The sequence below is a fragment of the Candidatus Ozemobacteraceae bacterium genome, from assembly GCA_035373905.1.
GTDB lineage: Bacteria > Muiribacteriota > Ozemobacteria > Ozemobacterales > Ozemobacteraceae > MWAR01.
In genome coordinates this window covers 81566-98459 of record DAOSOK010000001.1, presented here as the reverse complement: position 1 = coordinate 98459, position 16894 = coordinate 81566, and the positions used below count along the sequence as shown (strand labels likewise).

The following is a 16894-nucleotide window of genomic DNA, read 5'->3' as shown; positions in this document are numbered from 1 at the left end:
GCCTCCGATGAAACACACCCAGTCGCTCTTCCCCACCCCAGACGTCGATCCGGCCGGTGTTTCACGGGATTCCGCCGTTTCTTCGGCGGCGCCGGCCCCGGTGCAGGAAAACCGCGGGGCCGAAGGCTCCCCCGCCCCCGACGGCCGTGACGAGATCCGCGCCTGCAACCTCTGCAAATCCTACGGCGGCCGCAAGGTCGTCGATGACGTCTCTTTCTACATCCGCAAGGGCGAGATCGTGGGTCTGCTGGGCCCGAACGGCGCCGGCAAGACGACCTCCTTCTACATGGTGACGGGGCTGGTCAAGCCGGATTCGGGCGTCATTCAGTATAACAACCGGGATATTTCCCAGATGCCCATGTACAGGCGCGCGCGCCGCGGCATCGGGTATCTGCCCCAGGAAGCCTCCGTCTTCCGCAAGCTGACCGTCCGGCAGAACATCTGGCTCATTCTCGAAAACATCGACATCCCGCAGGAAGAGCGGCAGCGACGGTTCGATTACCTGATCCAGGAACTCCACATTCATAAAATCGTCGACAGCATGGGCTACGCCCTCTCCGGGGGCGAGCGTCGGCGCGTCGAGATCGCGCGCGCGCTCGCTGCCGAGCCCAGCTTCATCCTCCTCGACGAGCCGTTCGCCGGCGTCGATCCGATCGCCGTCCAGGACATCCAGTCGATCGTGCTCCAACTCCAGCGCAAGGGCCTGGGCCTGCTTATCACCGACCACAACGTGCGCGAGACGCTCGCGATCGTCGACCGCGCCTACATCATGAATCTCGGCCGGATTCTCGTCTCGGGCACCGCCGAATACGTCGCGAACGACGAGACGGCGCGCAAATTCTATCTGGGCGAACGATTCCAGCTCGACCAGATCGAGAAAGAGCGGCCGCAGCAGTGATCTACACGCTCGTCCTCCTCGTCGTGAGCGGCGTCATCGCCTATATCGGCGACTACCTTGGAACGCTCGTCGGGAAGCGGCGTCTCAGCGTCCTCGGCCTTCGTCCGCGCGTGACGGCGCTTGTCGTCGCGGTCGGCACCGGCATGTCCATCACCCTCCTCACCCTGACCGTCGCAGCCATCATGTCCGACAGCGTCAAGATCGCCCTGTTCTCAGTCCAGGAGCTGACGAAGGACGTCGAGACACTCAAAACCGAGCGAAAGCGGCTCTCGGACGAAATCCAGGATCTCCAGACGCGAATGCGCTCGAAGGAGCAGGAGATTGTGGTCTTCCGGAAGAACGAGCCGATCTTCGCCCGCGTCTTCCCCAGCGGCCGCCGCGCCTCCGATGTGCGAGCGGATCTCGCCTCGTTCGTGCGCGAGCTGTCGGACAAGGCCCGCTCGCGCGGCCTCATCGTGAAGGACGGTTCCTCCTTTTTCGCGGACAACGATGCGCAGATCGACAGGATGGCGGACCTGATCGCCACGTCCCCGGCGGACATCGTCGTGGGCGCGATCGCGGACGAAAACATCGCCGTCGGCGAGTCGCTGGGCAAGGTCAAGTTCATCGTCCGGCCCAACAGTCTCATCTTCAAGGCCGGCCAGGAGATCGCGTCACTCGAGGTGGACGGCTCGCGCGACCGGACGGAAATCGCCAGAACCATCCAGGACTTCATGGATGAGATCAACCATGAGGTCGTGCGCGCAGGAATGATCGACAATCCGCTCACCGGGCGGTTCGGCAATCTCTCCTCCGAGTCGATGCTCTCGTTTTTCGACATGGTGAACCAGATTCGCAGCCTCGGCCGCCGGTTGAATCTGATCGCCGTCGTCAAGGAGGATACGTACGCGATCGGCCCTCTCAACGTCTCATTCCGGATCGAAGAAGAATCAGGCAGCGATTGACGGGAGGCTCTCATGCATCTGGGCGAGTTCGACATTTCGATTCTGACGGAAGGCACGCGAAAACTCGACGGCGGCGCCGTGTTCGGCATGATCCCGAAGGCACTCTGGGAAAAGCGCATGACCCCCGACGCCCAGAATAGGGTCACCCTCGGCCTTCACCAGCTGCTCGTGCGCGGAAAGGATTTCGTCCTTCTCGTCGATGCCGGCATCGGCGACAAGCTCACCCACAGACAGCGCGAATACGGCGAGATCACCCGGCAGACGTCCTGGGAAGAGCGGCTGGCGCCGTTCGGGCTCACCACGTCCGACGTCACGCATCTCGTCCTCACGCACCTCCATTTCGATCACGTCGGCGGCGCGACCCGCTTCACCGACGACCGTCGCGACTGCGTGCCCGTTTTTCCGCAGGCCCGCCACATCGTCCAGGTCGGCGAATGGAACGATGCCTGCAGGCCGAACGAACGAACGCGCATGTCGTATCTGCCGCATGCCGTGATCCCGTTGCAGGAGACAGGCCGCCTCGAACTGATCAGCGGCGACGTAGAAATTCTTCCGGGCGTGCTGCTGAAAGTCACGGGTGGACACACCGCCCACCATCAGATGGTTTTCCTCCAGAGCGGCGAACAACAGTTCGCCTGGCCCGCCGACCTCTGCCCGACCTCCTGCCATCTCAACGCGATCTGGCAGTCGGCGTTCGATATCCGTCCGCTGGAAAGCCTCCGGTCGCGTCAGCGGTTCATCGACCAGGTGCTGAACACGAAAACCATCGTGGTTTTCAACCATGACGTCGCCGCGCGCCCCTGCGTCATCGCCGGCGACCTGGACGATCCGCACGCCGTAGAGATTTCATGAGTCTCCGCAACGTCGTCCTGATAGCCAATCCCGGCGCCCGGGGACGGGATCAGGCTGGATTGCGGGCGGCCGTCGACCTTCTTTCGGCGCATGTTCCCACCGAACTCGTCTGGACCGAACGGCCCGGCCACGCGACCGAACTCGCCCGCCGTCACGGAAGCGATCCCGACACGCTCGTCGCCGTCTGCGGCGGCGACGGCACGCTGTTCGAAGCGATCGCCGAGTTTCCCTCCGCGGGGGTGATCGGCCTTCTGCCGGCAGGCACGGCAAACGTCGTCGCCAAGGAGCTCGGCATCCCTCTCAACCTGCGGGAAGCCGCCAAACTCCTCCTGACCGGCACGGTTCAGCGGCTCGACACCGGGCGCATGAACGGCAGACGTTTTCTCATGTCGGCCGGCTTCGGGTTCGACGCCCACGTCGCCGGCCACGTTCCGGCGCGGTCGAAGCGCCTGCTCGGCCAGTACGCGTTTCACCTCGAAACGGCCCTGCGGTATCCGTTTTACCGGCCTCCGACCCTCCGCGTGCGGGTCGACGGCGCGGAGTGGCGCACCGGGGCATACCTTCTCTGCGCGAATCTCCGCCGGTACGGCGGCAACCTGTTTTTCGCGCCGGCGGCCCGCCCCGACGACGGCGTGATCGACCTCGTCCTGTTCGAGAGCCTCTCGCTGAGACCTCTGTTGAAGGGCCTCTGGGGCGCCAAAACGGGCCGCGGCCCGCCGCCGGATGCTGCCTGCCGGGCGACGGGCCGCCGAATCGAGATAGAATGCCCCGAACCGGTCGGCGTCCAGCTCGACGGCGAGGTCCTGCCGGCCGTGACGCGGGCGGTGGTCGAAGCCGGCCGCGCGGATCTCGCGATGGTGGTTCCGTGATGACGGCCAGAGACATCGCGCTGCCGGTCGCTGCGATATGCGCCGCCATTATATGTTATCTGATATACATTGAACAGTTTATTGCTTTCGCCGGGGCCGCGTTCGGCATCGGGTGGCTGCTGTTCAAGATTGCACTTGCGGCGACCCTGGTGGTTTCGGCTTTTTTCCTCCTCCACCCTCTCACCTTCATGCTCCGTCTCCGGGGAACGCCCGCCGGCCAGCGGGGTCACGTCAGGTTCACCCACCTGTTCGGCCTTCTCTGGCTCGACGCCGGCCTCGACAGGCGTGCCCGGAACGTCCGCATCGGCTTCTGGCGCTGGTCCTGGCGGATCGCCGGCGGCAGGCCGCCCCGCCCCGAGCGCAAATCGCCCTCGTCCCCTGCTGCCCCGCCACCACCCTCCCCTGCCCCGACCCCAACCTTCTCGACCGCCGCACCGGTTCCAGCCGAGAAGGCCGAAGCTCCATCGGCCCCTCCTGTCCGCCCTGCGGCTCCTCCTCAGCCCCCACCCATGAAATCAGCAGACAGTACCGCGTCACCGAAGGACGACATGCCGCAGAGCGTCGAAGAGAAGGCCGCCGAGCCGGTCCTCTCCGTTTCTCCGGCCGCCGCTGAGAAACCGGCGACAACGGCAGCTCCACGCCCACACCAGGAACCTCCGGAAAAGGCGCCATCCGCGCCGGTGTCCCCCTTCAGCGAGGAAGAGTCCGTATCCCCTTCTTCCGAGACCTCAGCCGCCTCCCCTCGTTTCGAGCCTGCATCTCCGCATACGACGCAGGAAGAAGAATCTCCCTCACGCGAAAAGCCCTTTGGCGACAGAATCCGCACCGACCTGCGGCGACTGCGGCGCCGCGCGGCCGAGGGCTGGCGCACGGCAAAAACCTGGCTGAAGCTCGGCATGAAAGGCTGGCGACGCGCTTCCCCGTTGCTGAAGCGACTGGCGGCCGATCACTGGAACGGCGTTCACCTGCGCCCCTCCGTCTGCCGCGTCCGCTACGGCCTCACCGAAGCCCATCTCACGGGAATGACCCAGGGCCTCGCGGCCCCCTTCGCGGGCCTTCTGGTCCCGTTCTCCGTCCGTTTCGAACCGATCCCCGTCTTCACGGGACCAACCCTGCACGTTCTCGTCGACGGCGGCATCCTCATCCAGCCCTGGCGCATCCTCTGGGCCTGGCTCGTCCTGCTGACGACCCTCGATTTCTGGAAAGCCCTCCGCGACCTCTGGCACTGGCACAAAGCCCGCTCAAAGACGAAAGCGTGATACAGGAGAACCAATCCCAAGAGGAATGGGATGCAGCAGATGTCGCAGATAGAATCCGGAATTGAGGTTTTCACGATCTTGTTTCACAAAACGGGGCAACTCTGGTAAGATGTGCTCACCCATTCTCGGAGGTAGATCCATGAGTATCGATTCACTCATCAAGACGGTGCTGTCGGAGCTGCAGGTCGCGATCAACTCGAAGACGGTCGTCGGCGAGCCGATCACGGTGCAGAACTGGACGGTCATTCCCGTCACCAAGGTCTCCTTCGGGTTCGGCGCGGGCGGCGGCGAGGGCAAGAAAGAGTCGAACGCGTTCGGCGGCGGCTCGGGCGGCGGCGCGACCATCGAGCCGATGGCCTTCATCGCGGTGAATCCCACCGAGGTGAAACTCATTTCCCTCAAGGGCAAGGACACCGTCTGGGAAAAGCTGCTCAACGTCGAAACCGCCGAGAAAATCTACAACCGCCTGATGGGCATCGGCGATACCGCCGGCACAGCCCCGAAGACGCAGGAAAAACCGGCGGCGGACGCGGCATCGAAGCCGGCGGCCGAAACGCCGAAGACACCATGAAGAAACCTTCGCTCGCCGGCTGAAGCTCCGGGCAGCGATAATTTCCACGAGAGGAAGTGAGTCATATCAGTCTGCTGAACTCGATAGCTCTATTCGAAGGACTGGAAGAATCGGATCTCAAGAAGATTTCCGAGGTCGTGAAGGAACGCTCGTTTCCGAAGGGAACGGTGCTTTTCAAGGAAGGTGACATCGGAGACGCGTTCTACCTGATCAAGGAGGGCGTCGTCGAGATCCTGAAGAAGGAAAACGGCGAAGACAAGGTCGTCAACACGATCAAGGCCAGCGACAAGAACAATTTCTTTGGGGAAATGGCCCTGATCGAAGGCGCCCCCCGCTCGGCCACCATCCGCACCAGCGACATCTGCACGCTTCTCGTCATCTCGAAGACCGACTTCGACATGCTGCTGCGGCTGAACTCGTTCATCTCCCTGCGCATTATGACGGCGCTGTCGCGTCGTCTTCGCAGCACCGCCGGGGAAAAACCCGTCGAGGAGAAGCACGCCAAGATCATCTCCCTGTTCAGCCCGAAGAGCGGAGCCGGAAAGAGCGTGCTGGCGGCGAACCTGGCGTCGGGCCTCACGAAGGTCGCCGGCGAGAAAGTCCTCGTCGTCGATCTCGAACTCCAGTTCGGCGACATGGCCTTCATGCTCGGGCTCAACCAGAAACGCACCATCGCAGACCTCGTCGACAACCCGACCGACAACATCGACGTGCTGAAGGACTATTTCGTGCAGCATCCCGTGGGCTTCTCGGTCTTGGCGGCTCCGGTCAAGCCCGAGCAGTCGGAAATGATCAACTCGAGCCACCTGCGATCCCTTCTTGATCTCGTGCGCAAACATTTCGACTGGATCATCCTGGATCTCCACTCCTTCTTCCAGGACCTGACGATCAACGCCATGGATATTTCAGATTATATTTTCATGGTGATGCTTCCGAACGCCAATCACATCAAGAACATGCACATTTGCCTGAAGGTCATGGACAACCTGAAGTATCCGCCGGACAAGATCAAGCTCATCGTCAACCGCGAGGGCAGCGCCGGCGCCATCCCGACAACCGAAGTCGGAAACGTCCTCAAGCACAAGGTCGATTTCACCATTCACGACGACGGCGGTGCGGTCAGTCGTCTGATCGACAACCGCAAGACGATCTACGAATCCGACGACGCCTCGGTGTACCGGACCGACCTGCTGAAGCTGATGGAAGCGATCTCCGGCAAGAAATTGACGGACGCGGGGTCCGGCGGCCTCCTTGGGAAACTGAAGGGACTGTTCGGTTCCTGATCCCCGTCTTCACGGAACAGGCCGGCGCCCTGAGGCGCCGGCTTGTTTTATTGTAATTGATGTATTATTTTCAACGCCGAGCTTCTCTGACCATGTGGGGCAGCTCCGGGATGAGAAGCCTGACCGCCGCCAGCCTGACGGCCTTGGTCGAGCCGGGAAGGCAGACGAGGATCTTCCCCGAAGCCAGTCCGGCGGTCGAGCGGCTGAGCATTCCTGCGGGGCCGATCTGCTGGAAGGAAAGAAAACGGAAGAGTTCGCCGAATCCTTCGAGTTCCTTCTGCATCAGGCGGCGGGCGACCTCGATCGTCCCGTCGCGCGAGGTGAGGCCGGTCCCGCCGTTCGTGACGATCGCGTCGAGAGGCTTTGAGAGCCACTCGATCAGCGTCGCCTCGATAAGCCCGGGATCTTCGCGGATGACCGCGTACGCATCGATGTGATGGCCGGCGCCCGACAATAGGTCCTTCAGCAACGCTCCGGACCGGTCTTCCGCCACCCCTCTCGTGTCCGACAGCGTCAGAACGCCCAGAGAAAGGGATTTCGGCGCTTCCGCCTCGTGGTCATGATGCGACATCGATGTTCGTTCCCGGGTTCACCGCAGGCCGACGGCCAGCAGGGATACGTCGTCATGGAAACCGGCCTTCCCGCACCAGGCTTCCGCCGCGGACATGAGCTTCAGCACGCTGTCCTTCAGATCGCACGAGTCGATGCCGCCAAGGGTCTGGAGCATGGCGAAGGGGCCGAACTGGCGGCCGCTCTCGTCGCGGGCCTCGCTGAGGCCGTCGGTGAAGACGAAAAGCCGGTCGCCATGGCACAGGTCGATCTGGTGCTCTTCGTAGACGGCATCATCGACGAAGCCGATGGGATACCCGCCGCCGATGAGGTATCGGGGAGGCATGCCGGCATGCGTCAGCACCGGCAGAGGGTGTCCGGCGACGGCGTATCGGAGGTTGCCCGTCTTGACATTGAGGATTCCATAAAACATCGTGAAGAATTGAATGCGTTCGGAATCGAACGGGAACGTCCGGTTCAACTCGCTCAGGACTTCCGACGGGGGATTCAGCCTGTATCCCGGCGCTTCCTTCACGAGACTTTTCAGGAGCGTCGATTGGACGGGAAACGGTGAAATCTGGCGGCTCAGAAGCACCGACAGCAAGGCGGCCGGCGTGCCGCTTCCCGAAACGTCGAGCACGTAGAAGCCAACGTGCGCCTCGTCGAGACGGAACACGTTGAGGCCGTCGCCTGCCACTTCCGCGCGGGGCTTGTACGTCCAGGCGAATTCCGCCTCCGAGATCGCCGGCAGCGAACTGGGGAGCAGCGCAGTCTGGATTTTCGCCACGGCGTACTGGTCCTGCAGCATCTGGCGGTTGCCCCGCGCGATGATCCTGTCCGCCTCCTCGACGCGGCTGTTGCTCCGGCGAAGTTTATTTTCGAGCTTGTACAGCCGGTCAGCGACGGCCAGGCGCGCCTGGAGTTCCGCAGGCCGTATGGGCATGGGAAGAATATCGTCGAAATCGTTGAGCCAGGTGGCCGGCAGCCTGTCCATCGTCTCCTGGCCGATCGCAACGATGCGATGAACCCAGAGTTGCTCGAGCCGGCGCGCGATCCTGAGCGACGCCTCCAGGTCGGCCTCGCCGTCGAAGACGACCAGGCCGGGACTGTGTCTGACGATTCTCTCGTACAGCCCCTCCCCCGGATTCTCGAGCTGTACGGCATATCCGGCCGCCATCACCTGGTCCGACAGGGTGGATGCAATATGATACTGCGCGATACAGATGACGGCCGTGCGCGTGGCGTTTTCCTGCCGGCTCTGCGGAACGCTCATCGGCGGTCTCCCTCGTCGAGAAGCAGGCCGATACTCGCCACGATGTCGATCAATTCGGCATCCTGGAGGGGCAAAAACGCGAGACTTCCGCGATCCGCCACCTGGCCGGCATGTTTCTGGGCGGCATCGCCGAGACAGCGCTCGAGAGCGGCGAGATCGGTCTCTGGAAGCGGCTCGACGCCGATGCAGAGTTCCCCATTTTTCTGGCCCGGAAAAAGCGCCTCGAATAGCCAGGCACGTTTGAACCTGCCCCCCGAGCGCAACGCCGTCTTCAGCGCATCGAGGAAGGAGGCGGGCGGAAGAGGTTCGGGGGCAGCCAGCGCCAACTCGCTGCCGGTCGCACACTCCACGGACTCGGAGCCGCCACCCCGCCGTCCCGAAGTCTCAACCTGCGTGCGGAGAACCTCGAGGTCTTCTCCCCGGATCGGGAGCTGATGCGGGAGGCCCGGGTCGACGACCAGGCTCCCCTTTCCCTCCCGATCCATTCGGGCGAGAATTTCAGCCATCGTCATATCCGCGTATTCGCCGGCAGGCTCCTTCAACGAGTTCAGGCCGGGAGCGGTATAGATCCAGAGCGCTCCCCCCTCCGGGTCGGAGCAACCGGCCGGCACGAACAGGGTCTGCGCCGCGAGCATCGGCAGGAGGCAGTGAGGAACCGCCGTCACGCCAGAAATTGCATCCAGCGCCTTCACGAGGTCATCATGACGATGTTCGGCTTTCATACGGTCTTCTCCATGGAACTCTTCATTTTCTCGGGAAGCAACGGCCCCAGACGGGCTTTCACCCAGCATTCGAGATCGCTGACGGACGTTTCATTGTCGCAGAAAATCACGCGCCCGTCATCCACAGGCTCGCGGTCCTGCGCAAGGAGGCGTGCCCGGGCCGACTCGACGGGCAGTCCGCGGGTCGACACGATCCGGTCGAGGCGGATGGCGTCGGCCGCGCGAACGTAGAGGACGACTCTGCAGAGCCGATCGAGTCCCATGGTGTACAGGAGAGCGGCGTTCAACAGAACGAGCGGCGTTCCCCGTTCGCGCTCGTCGCGGAGAATCCGCTCCACGTCATCGATCATGGCCGGGTGCATGATTCGGTTCAATCGGGCCGTCGCTTCGGATGATGCGAACGCCAGCTCGCCCAGCCGCCGCCGATCGATTCCGGCATCGGTCACGATCGTGTCGCCGAACGCCCGGATGAGACGTTCCTGCACCTCTTTGCGTCCGAGAAGCGCGTGCCCGATCCGATCGACTTCGAGATTCATCGCGCCCGACCGGGCGAGGATCTCCGCCAGCGTCGTCTTGCCGGCTCCGATCGGGCCGGTGATGCCCCAGACGGGAAACCGCGGATCATGCATTCGTCGACGCTCCGTTCGCCTGGGGCGGCAGGGGCAGGCAGACGGAGAACGTCGTTCCCTGCCCTTCGACGCTGTCGACGTCGATGCGGCCGCCGTGCTCTTCGACGATGCGCAGGGCGACGGAAAGGCCAAGACCGGTTCCGTCCTCCTTCGTCGTCATGAAGGGGTCGAAAATCGTCCGAAGTTTCCCTGCGGGGATGCCGCAGCCGGTGTCGCGAACCGCCGCCACCAGCCCTTCCGGCCGGGGTTCGATGAGCACGTCGAGTTTTCCTTCCGGCTTCGTCGCGTGAACCGCGTTGGTCAGGATGTTGAGAAACACCTGTTTGAGCTGGTCGGGATCGCCGATGACGGTCGGAAGATCTTTCGGAAAATGCGTTTCGAGGGTGAGGCCGGCCTTGTTGATCTGGTTGTGAATCAACAGGAGACAAGCGTTGAGGATATCGCGAAGGTCGATCGGGATCTCCTTGGGCTTGCTGGGCCGTGCGAAATCGAGAAGATTGGCGATAATGCGCTCGAGCCGGTCGATCTCGTTCTGGATGATGGAAAGGGGTTCGCGCTTCGGGTCTTCCGTGCCCAGGTCTGCCGCGAGCAGCTGGACGATCATTTTCATGCCCGTGAGGGGGTTGCGGATCTCGTGCGCGACGCCCGCGGCCAGCACGCCGAGGGCGGAAAGCCTGTCGGCACGCTTCAACTGTTCCTCGAGACGCGAAACCTGCGTGACGTCCTTGCAGAAGAACGCCGTCCCGAGAATGCCCTGTTCGTCGCGGAAGGGGAACGCATGCACTTCGAGGATGCACGGCGGAGAGACGTGCTCCAGGCGGACCTTGCTGTTTTCGAGGGTGATCTTGTTTTCGAGCACCTCGGCGATCAGCGCGAGCAGCGGCGGGGGCATGACGTCCCCGCCCTTCGCCGCCGTCCAGTTCTCGGGAACGGGCCGGTCGAGAATGCGCGTCATCTCGTGGTTCGCGAAGGTGACGACGCCGTTGTTGTCGAAAATGAGGACGCCCGACGTCATGGACTCGAGGATGTGCTGCGTGAAGCCGCGCAGCCTGAGGAGATCGCGGAACAGGTGATCGATCGAGGCGATCTGTGTCGTAATGATCCGCAGGCCGATGATGTCTTCGTCGCGATAGGCGTAGGATTTTCGGCTCGCGACCGTGACGACGCCCATCAGTTTTCCCGAGACGACGACGGGAAGAATAAGAACAGATTTATATTCTTCAGTATATGTGAGATACGGTTTTTGTTCCCGGGCCGCCTTTCCGATCTGGCCCTCGCCCACCGCGATCCGGATGGGGTACGGGGCGTTCGGAGCGGTCGAGCGGGCCTCGAGCATCGTGCCGTCGGGGCTCAGCAGGTACAGCAGGTAGGCGTCGAAGTCGATGAAACTCTTGATGACCTTTCCCAGGGCGTCGTAGACGTCGCGCAGATCGATCATCGACTCGGTCCGCTGGGAGATGTCGTAAAGGGCCGAGAGACGCGAGTTTTTGTGAATCATCTCGGTATGCAGCCGGAAATTTTCGAGAAGCGAGCCCAAAAACGGCGTCAGGATCTCGAGAAAACTCTGGTGCTCGGGCGTGAACTCCCCGTCCTCGGGGTGCCGGAAGATGAACAGGAGGGCGACCGGCTTGCCCGCGAGTTTGACGGGCATGATGAGCGCCGACCCGGCGTTCGGACTCGGTGAGAGATCGACCGGCAGGGGGCGCTCGCGGGAGTAGCGTTCCATGATCCCGTTGAGGAACGTCTTGTAGCAGGCGCCGAGAAACACGGCGGACCAGGCGGGCCGGTCCTGTTCGTGCTGAAGGCTCTCGATCATCGGCACCATCTCGCGCAGTTTCTCGTGCGGAGTCAGGAGGACGCCGCCGCGGGACTCGGTGACCGCGACCGCGCTGTCGACGAGGAACCGCATCGCGCGGTCAGGGCTGAGATGGGAAATGGCCTGGGCGATCTCCCGGAGGAGCGAGATCGCGATGACCGGCTTTTCACTGCTCATGGGCTGAACACGTGCCTCGTTCGAGAGATGGAATCCGTTGCGGTGCAAGATCAGGGTATCACATCCGACGTCCCCGCGCGATTGGAAATTCGACCGGCGGGTTCGCGACCCGACGCGGTCGTGTGGTATACTTCGTCATCATCCGGAAGGGGAGAACCCGATGGCAACCGTTTCCACCCGGAAATCGCCTTTTATATTTTTTATAGTATATATTTTTGCCGTCTTCGGAATTGCGTCAGACGCATTCGCGGAAGGAAAGACGGTGACGATTCTTTACACGAACGACCATCACTCGCACCTGCTGCCGGCCGACATACCCGACTTCGGGAAGCAGGTCGGCGGCATTGCGCGCAGGCACGAACTCATCCGGTCGATCCGGGCGAGCGAGTCGTGCGTGCTGCTGCTCGACGGCGGCGACATTTTCCAGGGAACGCCGTTCTACTCGTATTTCAAGGGAAAAACGGACCTCGAAGCCTACTCCCTGTGCGGATACGATGCGACGACCCTCGGCAATCACGAATTCGACGACGGTCTCGGGAACCTCCTCGAACAGTACAGGCACGCCTCGTTTCCGCTCCTGTGCGCGAACGTCGTGAACGCCTCGAGCGGCGCCCTCGTCTTCCCGCCTTACCGGATCATCGAGCGAAACGGGCTTTCCATCGGCGTTGCAGGCGTCATCGGCAATGCCGCATGGGATGTGATCTCGGTGACGAACCGCGCCGGGATGCGCCTGATCGAGCCGGCTTCCGCGGTCGCATCGCTGGTCGCGGAGCTCGGACCACGCACCGACCTGTTCGTCCTCCTCTCGCATTCCGGCTACGAGCATGACCTGGCTCTCGCCTCGCAGGTTTCGGGCATCGACGTGATCATCGGCGGCCACACGAACACCTACCTCGAAACGCCGACCGTCGTCAGGAGCGAGCCGACGGTCGTGCCCCCGTCGACGGGCAAGGGAGCCGGGACCGTTGTCGTCCAGGCCTTCAAATGGGGCGTCTTTCTCGGCCGCCTCGATCTGCGGCTGGCCGACGACAGAACCGTCACCGGCGCGGAGGGCAGGCTGATCCCGGTCACCGCCTCCATCACCGTGCCGCTGGATTCGCCGGTTCATCGCCTCGTCGAATCGTATGACGAAATGATCAGGGCGCGAACGTCGCAGATCGTCGGCAGGAGCGACGTCGAATTCCTGTATCCGGAAAAGCGAAAACATCTCGACACTCTGCCGCTCGGCTCCCTCGTCGCGCAAAGCCTCGTCGAGTTCACCGGCGCCGACATGGCGATCGTCAATTCCGGCTGCATTCGGGAAATCCTGCCCAGAGGCCCGATTACGCTCGGCCGCATCTTCAGCATGCTTCCTTTCGACAACACCGTCGTCACACTCACGATGGACGGCCGAAGCCTCATCGCCATGTTCGACTACCTCTGCAGGCACTACGGTGCGATTTCCGGGTTTCAGTACAGCGGCGTCACATGCACGTTCGACCTCGAGAACCGCGTGGTCACCGATCTGAAGATCGCCGGCAGACCGGTCGAAGCGGGGAACACCTACCGCGTGGCCACGATCTCCTATCTTTCGGACGGGAACCAGCACGGGAACGTGCTGTTCAAGGATGCCACGAACAGCAAGGACGACGGCTACTTTTACCGCGAGGCATTCCTGGACTACATACGACGGCATCCCGTCATCACGATGCCCGCCGTCCCATCGCCGATCAGACTCGTCAACGCCGATTCGTTCGTTCCGACCTACGACTGAACCCGCGTCTCAGTAATACCAGAGATTTGCCGCATAGACGGCGGCCGACGAGACGAGAACGACCGCCATTCCCATGCGTAGAAACGCCTTTCGGTCCCACGTCTCGAGCCGGGAACGGCCAATGGCCCAATACAGACGGTCGGTGAGCCAGGTTCCGGCGATGAAGGTCGTCGTCGAAAAAGCGACGTTCAGACCGAATCCGCCTAGGAGATGAACCGGGAGGAATACCAGGGCGAGGATCGCGGCCCGTCCGACCGGCCAGGCAAGAACGAGTCGCCGGGGAAGCCGCGACCCGCTTCCGTCGGGATGCGTTCGCTGATACCAGGACCATCGGACGCTCAGATTGCCTGCAATGCTGACCAGATAGGGAACCACGTAGAAATGGTCCGTGCCGGTGCCGAACTCCATGTTCGCCCCGAGCACCCAGAGAAACGACGTGATGAAGGTATAAAAGACCGGCCTGATGCGGTGCAACTCGGTCTGCTGCCCGGGTCGCTCGAGGAACACATCGACCCAGGAAAGAAGAAGCGTCGCGATGAGAATGGGGATATACCAATCCCAGGTGACAAGGCTCCAGGCGGCGTATCCGGCAAGCGCGATACCGATGATGCCCGACGAACCGAGCTTTTCCGAGGGCCGCGCGATAAGATACGTCGTGAAATAAATGATGCCCATGAGGCAGTTCTGAAACGCCATCTCGGGAATCGACTGGCGCGTGATCTTCATCAGCACGAACAACGTTCCGACGGGCACGACCAGGTTGTCAGCCCCGTCGAGCGCAACGGCTTCGAACGCGGTCGCCAGAATGGCGATCAGAAGGGCCGCGAGCACGCTTCCCGTGCGGTCGATATCCGTGGCCAGCAGCAGGGTGAGATGGACGATCAGAAACGTCGACAGGAAGAAGATGATCGAGCCTTCGACGCTCTTCCTGTCTTCCTCGACTTCATACAGCTTGAATCCGTACGATTTCCCGATGAGAGCCGCAAGCGAATCCGAGACCGAGAGTACGGCGATCGCGATCGCATAGAAATGCGGCTTGTCGAACCTGGTGGCGAAAAGATACGTGATGAAAATCGCAAGCGGATGCAGGAGATCGCCGGCTGACCGACGATCGACGCCGTGAACCGCCGTCATCAGATGCCAGCGTTTTCCGAGGGTCATGGCCGCGACGAAGCCCACCAGCATGACCAGCAGGGTAATCGGCGATTTGAAGACATAGGCGAAGCTCAGCGAGACAAGACCGGCGCCGAGATGCACGAATTTTCTGGTCACTTCCTGCGGGGCAAGGTCGAACCCCCGAAGCAGTTCGGCGATCCCGAATATGGCCATGAACACAGCGCTCACGCTCAGCGCGGCCCCGCATTCGGCCATGAGAATCTGATAGGAGTCCATCATTGCCTCTGGCATCTCGCCCTTCGACGGATTCAGGGTGAACGGTCGATCATCGTTCTGGAGAGATCATCGGGGACAAGGGTAACCGGTTCTCGCGTTCTCCCGCAACATTCGCAGCGCATTGATACCGAAAAAAACTCGCCGCCTTTTTGTGTTGACCTCCGCCCATGGAGGTATCGTATAATATGCACCGAAAATGAAAACGCTTTCTTGTGAGCAGTATCTTCGGACGTTTTCCCGGCGCGCGCTGATCTGGTTGCTGGGAATTCTGTCGTTCGTCTGCGGTTCGGCCGCTTCGGCCCTCACCCCCGAAGCGATCAGCCGGGCCGTATTGATCGTCCCTACCAGAACCGTCGACGGGGTGGCTTCGCCCCGGAACATCTCGAAACTGCTCCTCGGCGTGTGCAAGGCCGGGGGCGCGGACTCCTTCGCCGAGCGGATGCGCATGGCCGGCGGCGAATGGCGCCTCATCGAAACTCCGACGGCGGCGCATCTCGTCATGCTCCTCCCGCAGACGTCCCCGGAAGCCGAGCTTCTTCTCGGGAACCTGTTCGACCAGATCACGGCCGGCCTGAGACAGCCCCTCACCCCGCCGTCCCAGCCCCAGCTCAACGAACTCCTGCTCGCCACGGCCATCGGCGAGTATCATGACAACGAGGCAAAGGCAACGCTCTGGATCGACGGCCCGCTCGCCGAGGCGCAGTTCAGGCTTGAATCGAGATTGTCGACCATCCTGCCTGGCGACGCCAGCCCGCTGGCCCCGCCCCAGGATTTCCTTCGCTATTCGGGCGCTTCCGCGGCGGTCGCGCGCGTTCTGACCTGGGAACCCTCCACCCCCGACGCTCATTTCACGGCCCGACATATCGGCGAATCGTTCGTCGCCCTGCCCAACTTTCCCCAGGGCACCACCGCGTTCGACGTCTGGGATCTCCCGACCCGCACGGTTCTCGTCCTCGTCGCGTCGGCGGCCATCCACGAAATCGACCAGCGGGAACGCATCATCGACGCCTTCCTCAAAGACCGCACGTTTCCCCGCGCCAACGATCCCCGCTGGACGGGCTTCGCATCGGCCTCGGTGGAGCTGCTCTCCTTCGATCGCCGCGATCTCGCCAAATCGGCCCTGATCGCTGCGCAAGCCAGGCGAAACGGCTGGAACCTCCCGGAACGCCCCGCCATTCGGTTCGTTCCCCCCACTAGCAGTAGACTCATCCTGATCTTCCCCGACGAAACGCTGAATCAATTCATGATCGAGCGGACAACTCGCCCGGAAATCGTGATAGCCAACATCGGCAGCGCAACGGTCGGGAACCGCGAGTTCGTCGACGCCGCACTCCTGATCAAGGCTCCGCTCGCGAGCATGCCCGAACAGTTGTCTTCGCTCAACAAACTCCTCGAGGACGACAACATCCCTTCGCTCCAGCTCATCGAGCAGACCGGAAGCGAAACGCTCATCGCATGGAGCATGCCGTTCTCGGAGATGACTTCCACCCTCACGGCGATTCGTTCCGACCTCTCGGCATGCTTCCAGCCGGAGTATCCGGATGCGTCAGACAGTTTTTTCGCGAGCATGACCATGCATCTCGCCGTGGTCGGCGCCTATCCCCCGTATCGACTGCTGAACCGGGTCCACGAGGCATGGCCGATCGCCGCGGCAACCGAACCGACAAGCCTTCCTCTGACGTCCGAGAGCCTGAAGCACCTGCTGAAGGCGAAATCCTCGGAGATCAGCCAACTTCGCGGTCGCTGGAAACTCTGCACCGCCTCCCAGAGCGGGCTGGCGCGATTCCTCGCCAAGCTCGCCGGTGCCGGCATTTCCATCCGCAATCTGCGCGAGGTGGAAAAGCTCCTCGAGATCCGCTGATCTGCGACGTTGTTTTCAGCGCCTGGCAGACCGCATCGGGTGCGTT

15 protein-coding genes are annotated in these 16894 nt (G+C 62.4%); 9 read left to right on the top strand and 6 right to left on the bottom strand.

Annotation, left to right across the window (positions count from 1 at the left end):
- Nucleotides 1–7 precede the first annotated feature (7 nt).
- The 7 genes from lptB (at nucleotide 8) to PLU72_00395 (ending at nucleotide 6676) form a co-directional block, all read left to right on the top strand.
- Nucleotides 8–898 (top strand): LPS export ABC transporter ATP-binding protein, encoded by an 891-nt coding sequence (gene lptB, locus PLU72_00425; GenBank protein ID HOT26619.1) that lies wholly within the window; start codon nucleotides 8–10, stop codon nucleotides 896–898.
- A complete protein-coding gene (locus tag PLU72_00420; GenBank protein ID HOT26618.1) occupies nucleotides 895–1842 on the top strand; it encodes a DUF3084 domain-containing protein in 948 nt (315 codons plus the stop codon). The genes lptB and PLU72_00420 overlap by 4 nt, the downstream gene beginning before the upstream one ends.
- A 12-nt stretch (nucleotides 1843–1854) precedes the next feature.
- Complete coding sequence (locus PLU72_00415; protein HOT26617.1) at nucleotides 1855–2694, top strand: MBL fold metallo-hydrolase; 840 nt, start codon at nucleotides 1855–1857, stop codon at nucleotides 2692–2694.
- Complete coding sequence (locus PLU72_00410) at nucleotides 2691–3563, top strand: YegS/Rv2252/BmrU family lipid kinase (GenBank protein ID HOT26616.1); 873 nt, start codon at nucleotides 2691–2693, stop codon at nucleotides 3561–3563. Before PLU72_00415 ends, PLU72_00410 begins: the two co-directional genes overlap by 4 nt.
- Entirely contained in the window at nucleotides 3563–4822 is a 1260-nt protein-coding gene (locus PLU72_00405; protein HOT26615.1) for a hypothetical protein, read from the top strand. The genes PLU72_00410 and PLU72_00405 overlap by 1 nt, the downstream gene beginning before the upstream one ends.
- A gap of 139 nt (nucleotides 4823–4961) precedes the next feature.
- The gene (locus PLU72_00400; GenBank protein HOT26614.1) at nucleotides 4962–5393 is read left to right on the top strand and encodes a spore germination protein GerW family protein; all 432 of its coding nucleotides are present in this window, start codon (nucleotides 4962–4964) and stop codon (nucleotides 5391–5393) included.
- 56 nt (nucleotides 5394–5449) lie between these two features.
- On the top strand, nucleotides 5450–6676 hold the full coding sequence (locus tag PLU72_00395) for a cyclic nucleotide-binding domain-containing protein (GenBank protein ID HOT26613.1): 1227 nt from the start codon (nucleotides 5450–5452) through the stop codon (nucleotides 6674–6676).
- Nucleotides 6677–6746: 70 nt separating this feature from the next.
- Here the strand turns inward: PLU72_00395 and PLU72_00390 are convergent, their stop codons facing one another.
- The 5 genes from PLU72_00390 to PLU72_00370 are packed head-to-tail and all read right to left on the bottom strand — an operon-like array spanning nucleotide 6747 to nucleotide 11842.
- Nucleotides 6747–7247: a molybdenum cofactor biosynthesis protein B gene (locus PLU72_00390; GenBank protein ID HOT26612.1), complete on the bottom strand. Its 501-nt coding sequence runs from the start codon at nucleotides 7245–7247 to the stop codon at nucleotides 6747–6749.
- 18 nt (nucleotides 7248–7265) lie between these two features.
- The gene (locus tag PLU72_00385; GenBank protein ID HOT26611.1) at nucleotides 7266–8498 is read right to left on the bottom strand and encodes a fused response regulator/phosphatase; all 1233 of its coding nucleotides are present in this window, start codon (nucleotides 8496–8498) and stop codon (nucleotides 7266–7268) included.
- Entirely contained in the window at nucleotides 8495–9220 is a 726-nt protein-coding gene (locus PLU72_00380; GenBank protein ID HOT26610.1) for a hypothetical protein, read from the bottom strand. The genes PLU72_00385 and PLU72_00380 overlap by 4 nt, the downstream gene beginning before the upstream one ends.
- Nucleotides 9217–9849 (bottom strand): dephospho-CoA kinase, encoded by a 633-nt coding sequence (coaE, locus tag PLU72_00375; GenBank protein HOT26609.1) that lies wholly within the window; start codon nucleotides 9847–9849, stop codon nucleotides 9217–9219. Before coaE ends, PLU72_00380 begins: the two co-directional genes overlap by 4 nt.
- Nucleotides 9842–11842 carry an ATP-binding protein gene (locus PLU72_00370; protein ID HOT26608.1) on the bottom strand — a complete coding sequence of 667 codons (2001 nt, stop codon included), beginning with the start codon at nucleotides 11840–11842 and terminating at the stop codon, nucleotides 9842–9844. Before PLU72_00370 ends, coaE begins: the two co-directional genes overlap by 8 nt.
- A 160-nt stretch (nucleotides 11843–12002) precedes the next feature.
- Between PLU72_00370 and PLU72_00365 the strand changes: the two genes are divergently transcribed.
- Complete coding sequence (locus PLU72_00365) at nucleotides 12003–13595, top strand: bifunctional UDP-sugar hydrolase/5'-nucleotidase (protein HOT26607.1); 1593 nt, start codon at nucleotides 12003–12005, stop codon at nucleotides 13593–13595.
- A gap of 9 nt (nucleotides 13596–13604) precedes the next feature.
- On the opposite strand, the gene PLU72_00360 is transcribed toward PLU72_00365, so the two are convergent.
- Entirely contained in the window at nucleotides 13605–14990 is a 1386-nt protein-coding gene (locus PLU72_00360) for a hypothetical protein (GenBank protein HOT26606.1), read from the bottom strand.
- Between the two features lie 193 nt (nucleotides 14991–15183).
- Here PLU72_00360 and PLU72_00355 point away from each other — a divergent pair, with 193 nt between their 5' ends.
- The gene (locus PLU72_00355) at nucleotides 15184–16848 is read left to right on the top strand and encodes a hypothetical protein (protein HOT26605.1); all 1665 of its coding nucleotides are present in this window, start codon (nucleotides 15184–15186) and stop codon (nucleotides 16846–16848) included.
- Nucleotides 16849–16894: the final 46 nt, after the last annotated feature.

Excerpts from the sequence above, each read along its gene's own strand:
- PLU72_00390 (HOT26612.1), bottom strand. The coding sequence starts at position 7,247 with ATGTCGCATCATGACCACGAGGCGGAAGCGCCGAAATCCCTTTCTCTG.
- PLU72_00385 (HOT26611.1), bottom strand. The coding sequence starts at position 8,498 with ATGAGCGTTCCGCAGAGCCGGCAGGAAAACGCCACGCGCACGGCCGTC.
- PLU72_00370 (HOT26608.1), bottom strand. The coding sequence starts at position 11,842 with ATGAGCAGTGAAAAGCCGGTCATCGCGATCTCGCTCCTCCGGGAGATC.
- PLU72_00355 (HOT26605.1), top strand. The coding sequence starts at position 15,184 with ATGAAAACGCTTTCTTGTGAGCAGTATCTTCGGACGTTTTCCCGGCGC.
- PLU72_00415 (HOT26617.1), top strand. The coding sequence starts at position 1,855 with ATGCATCTGGGCGAGTTCGACATTTCGATTCTGACGGAAGGCACGCGA.
- coaE (HOT26609.1), bottom strand. The coding sequence starts at position 9,849 with ATGCATGATCCGCGGTTTCCCGTCTGGGGCATCACCGGCCCGATCGGA.
- PLU72_00365 (HOT26607.1), top strand. The coding sequence starts at position 12,003 with ATGGCAACCGTTTCCACCCGGAAATCGCCTTTTATATTTTTTATAGTA.
- PLU72_00405 (HOT26615.1), top strand. The coding sequence starts at position 3,563 with ATGACGGCCAGAGACATCGCGCTGCCGGTCGCTGCGATATGCGCCGCC.
- PLU72_00380 (HOT26610.1), bottom strand. The coding sequence starts at position 9,220 with ATGAAAGCCGAACATCGTCATGATGACCTCGTGAAGGCGCTGGATGCA.
- PLU72_00410 (HOT26616.1), top strand. The coding sequence starts at position 2,691 with ATGAGTCTCCGCAACGTCGTCCTGATAGCCAATCCCGGCGCCCGGGGA.
- lptB (HOT26619.1), top strand. The coding sequence starts at position 8 with ATGAAACACACCCAGTCGCTCTTCCCCACCCCAGACGTCGATCCGGCC.
- PLU72_00360 (HOT26606.1), bottom strand. The coding sequence starts at position 14,990 with ATGATGGACTCCTATCAGATTCTCATGGCCGAATGCGGGGCCGCGCTG.
- PLU72_00400 (HOT26614.1), top strand. The coding sequence starts at position 4,962 with ATGAGTATCGATTCACTCATCAAGACGGTGCTGTCGGAGCTGCAGGTC.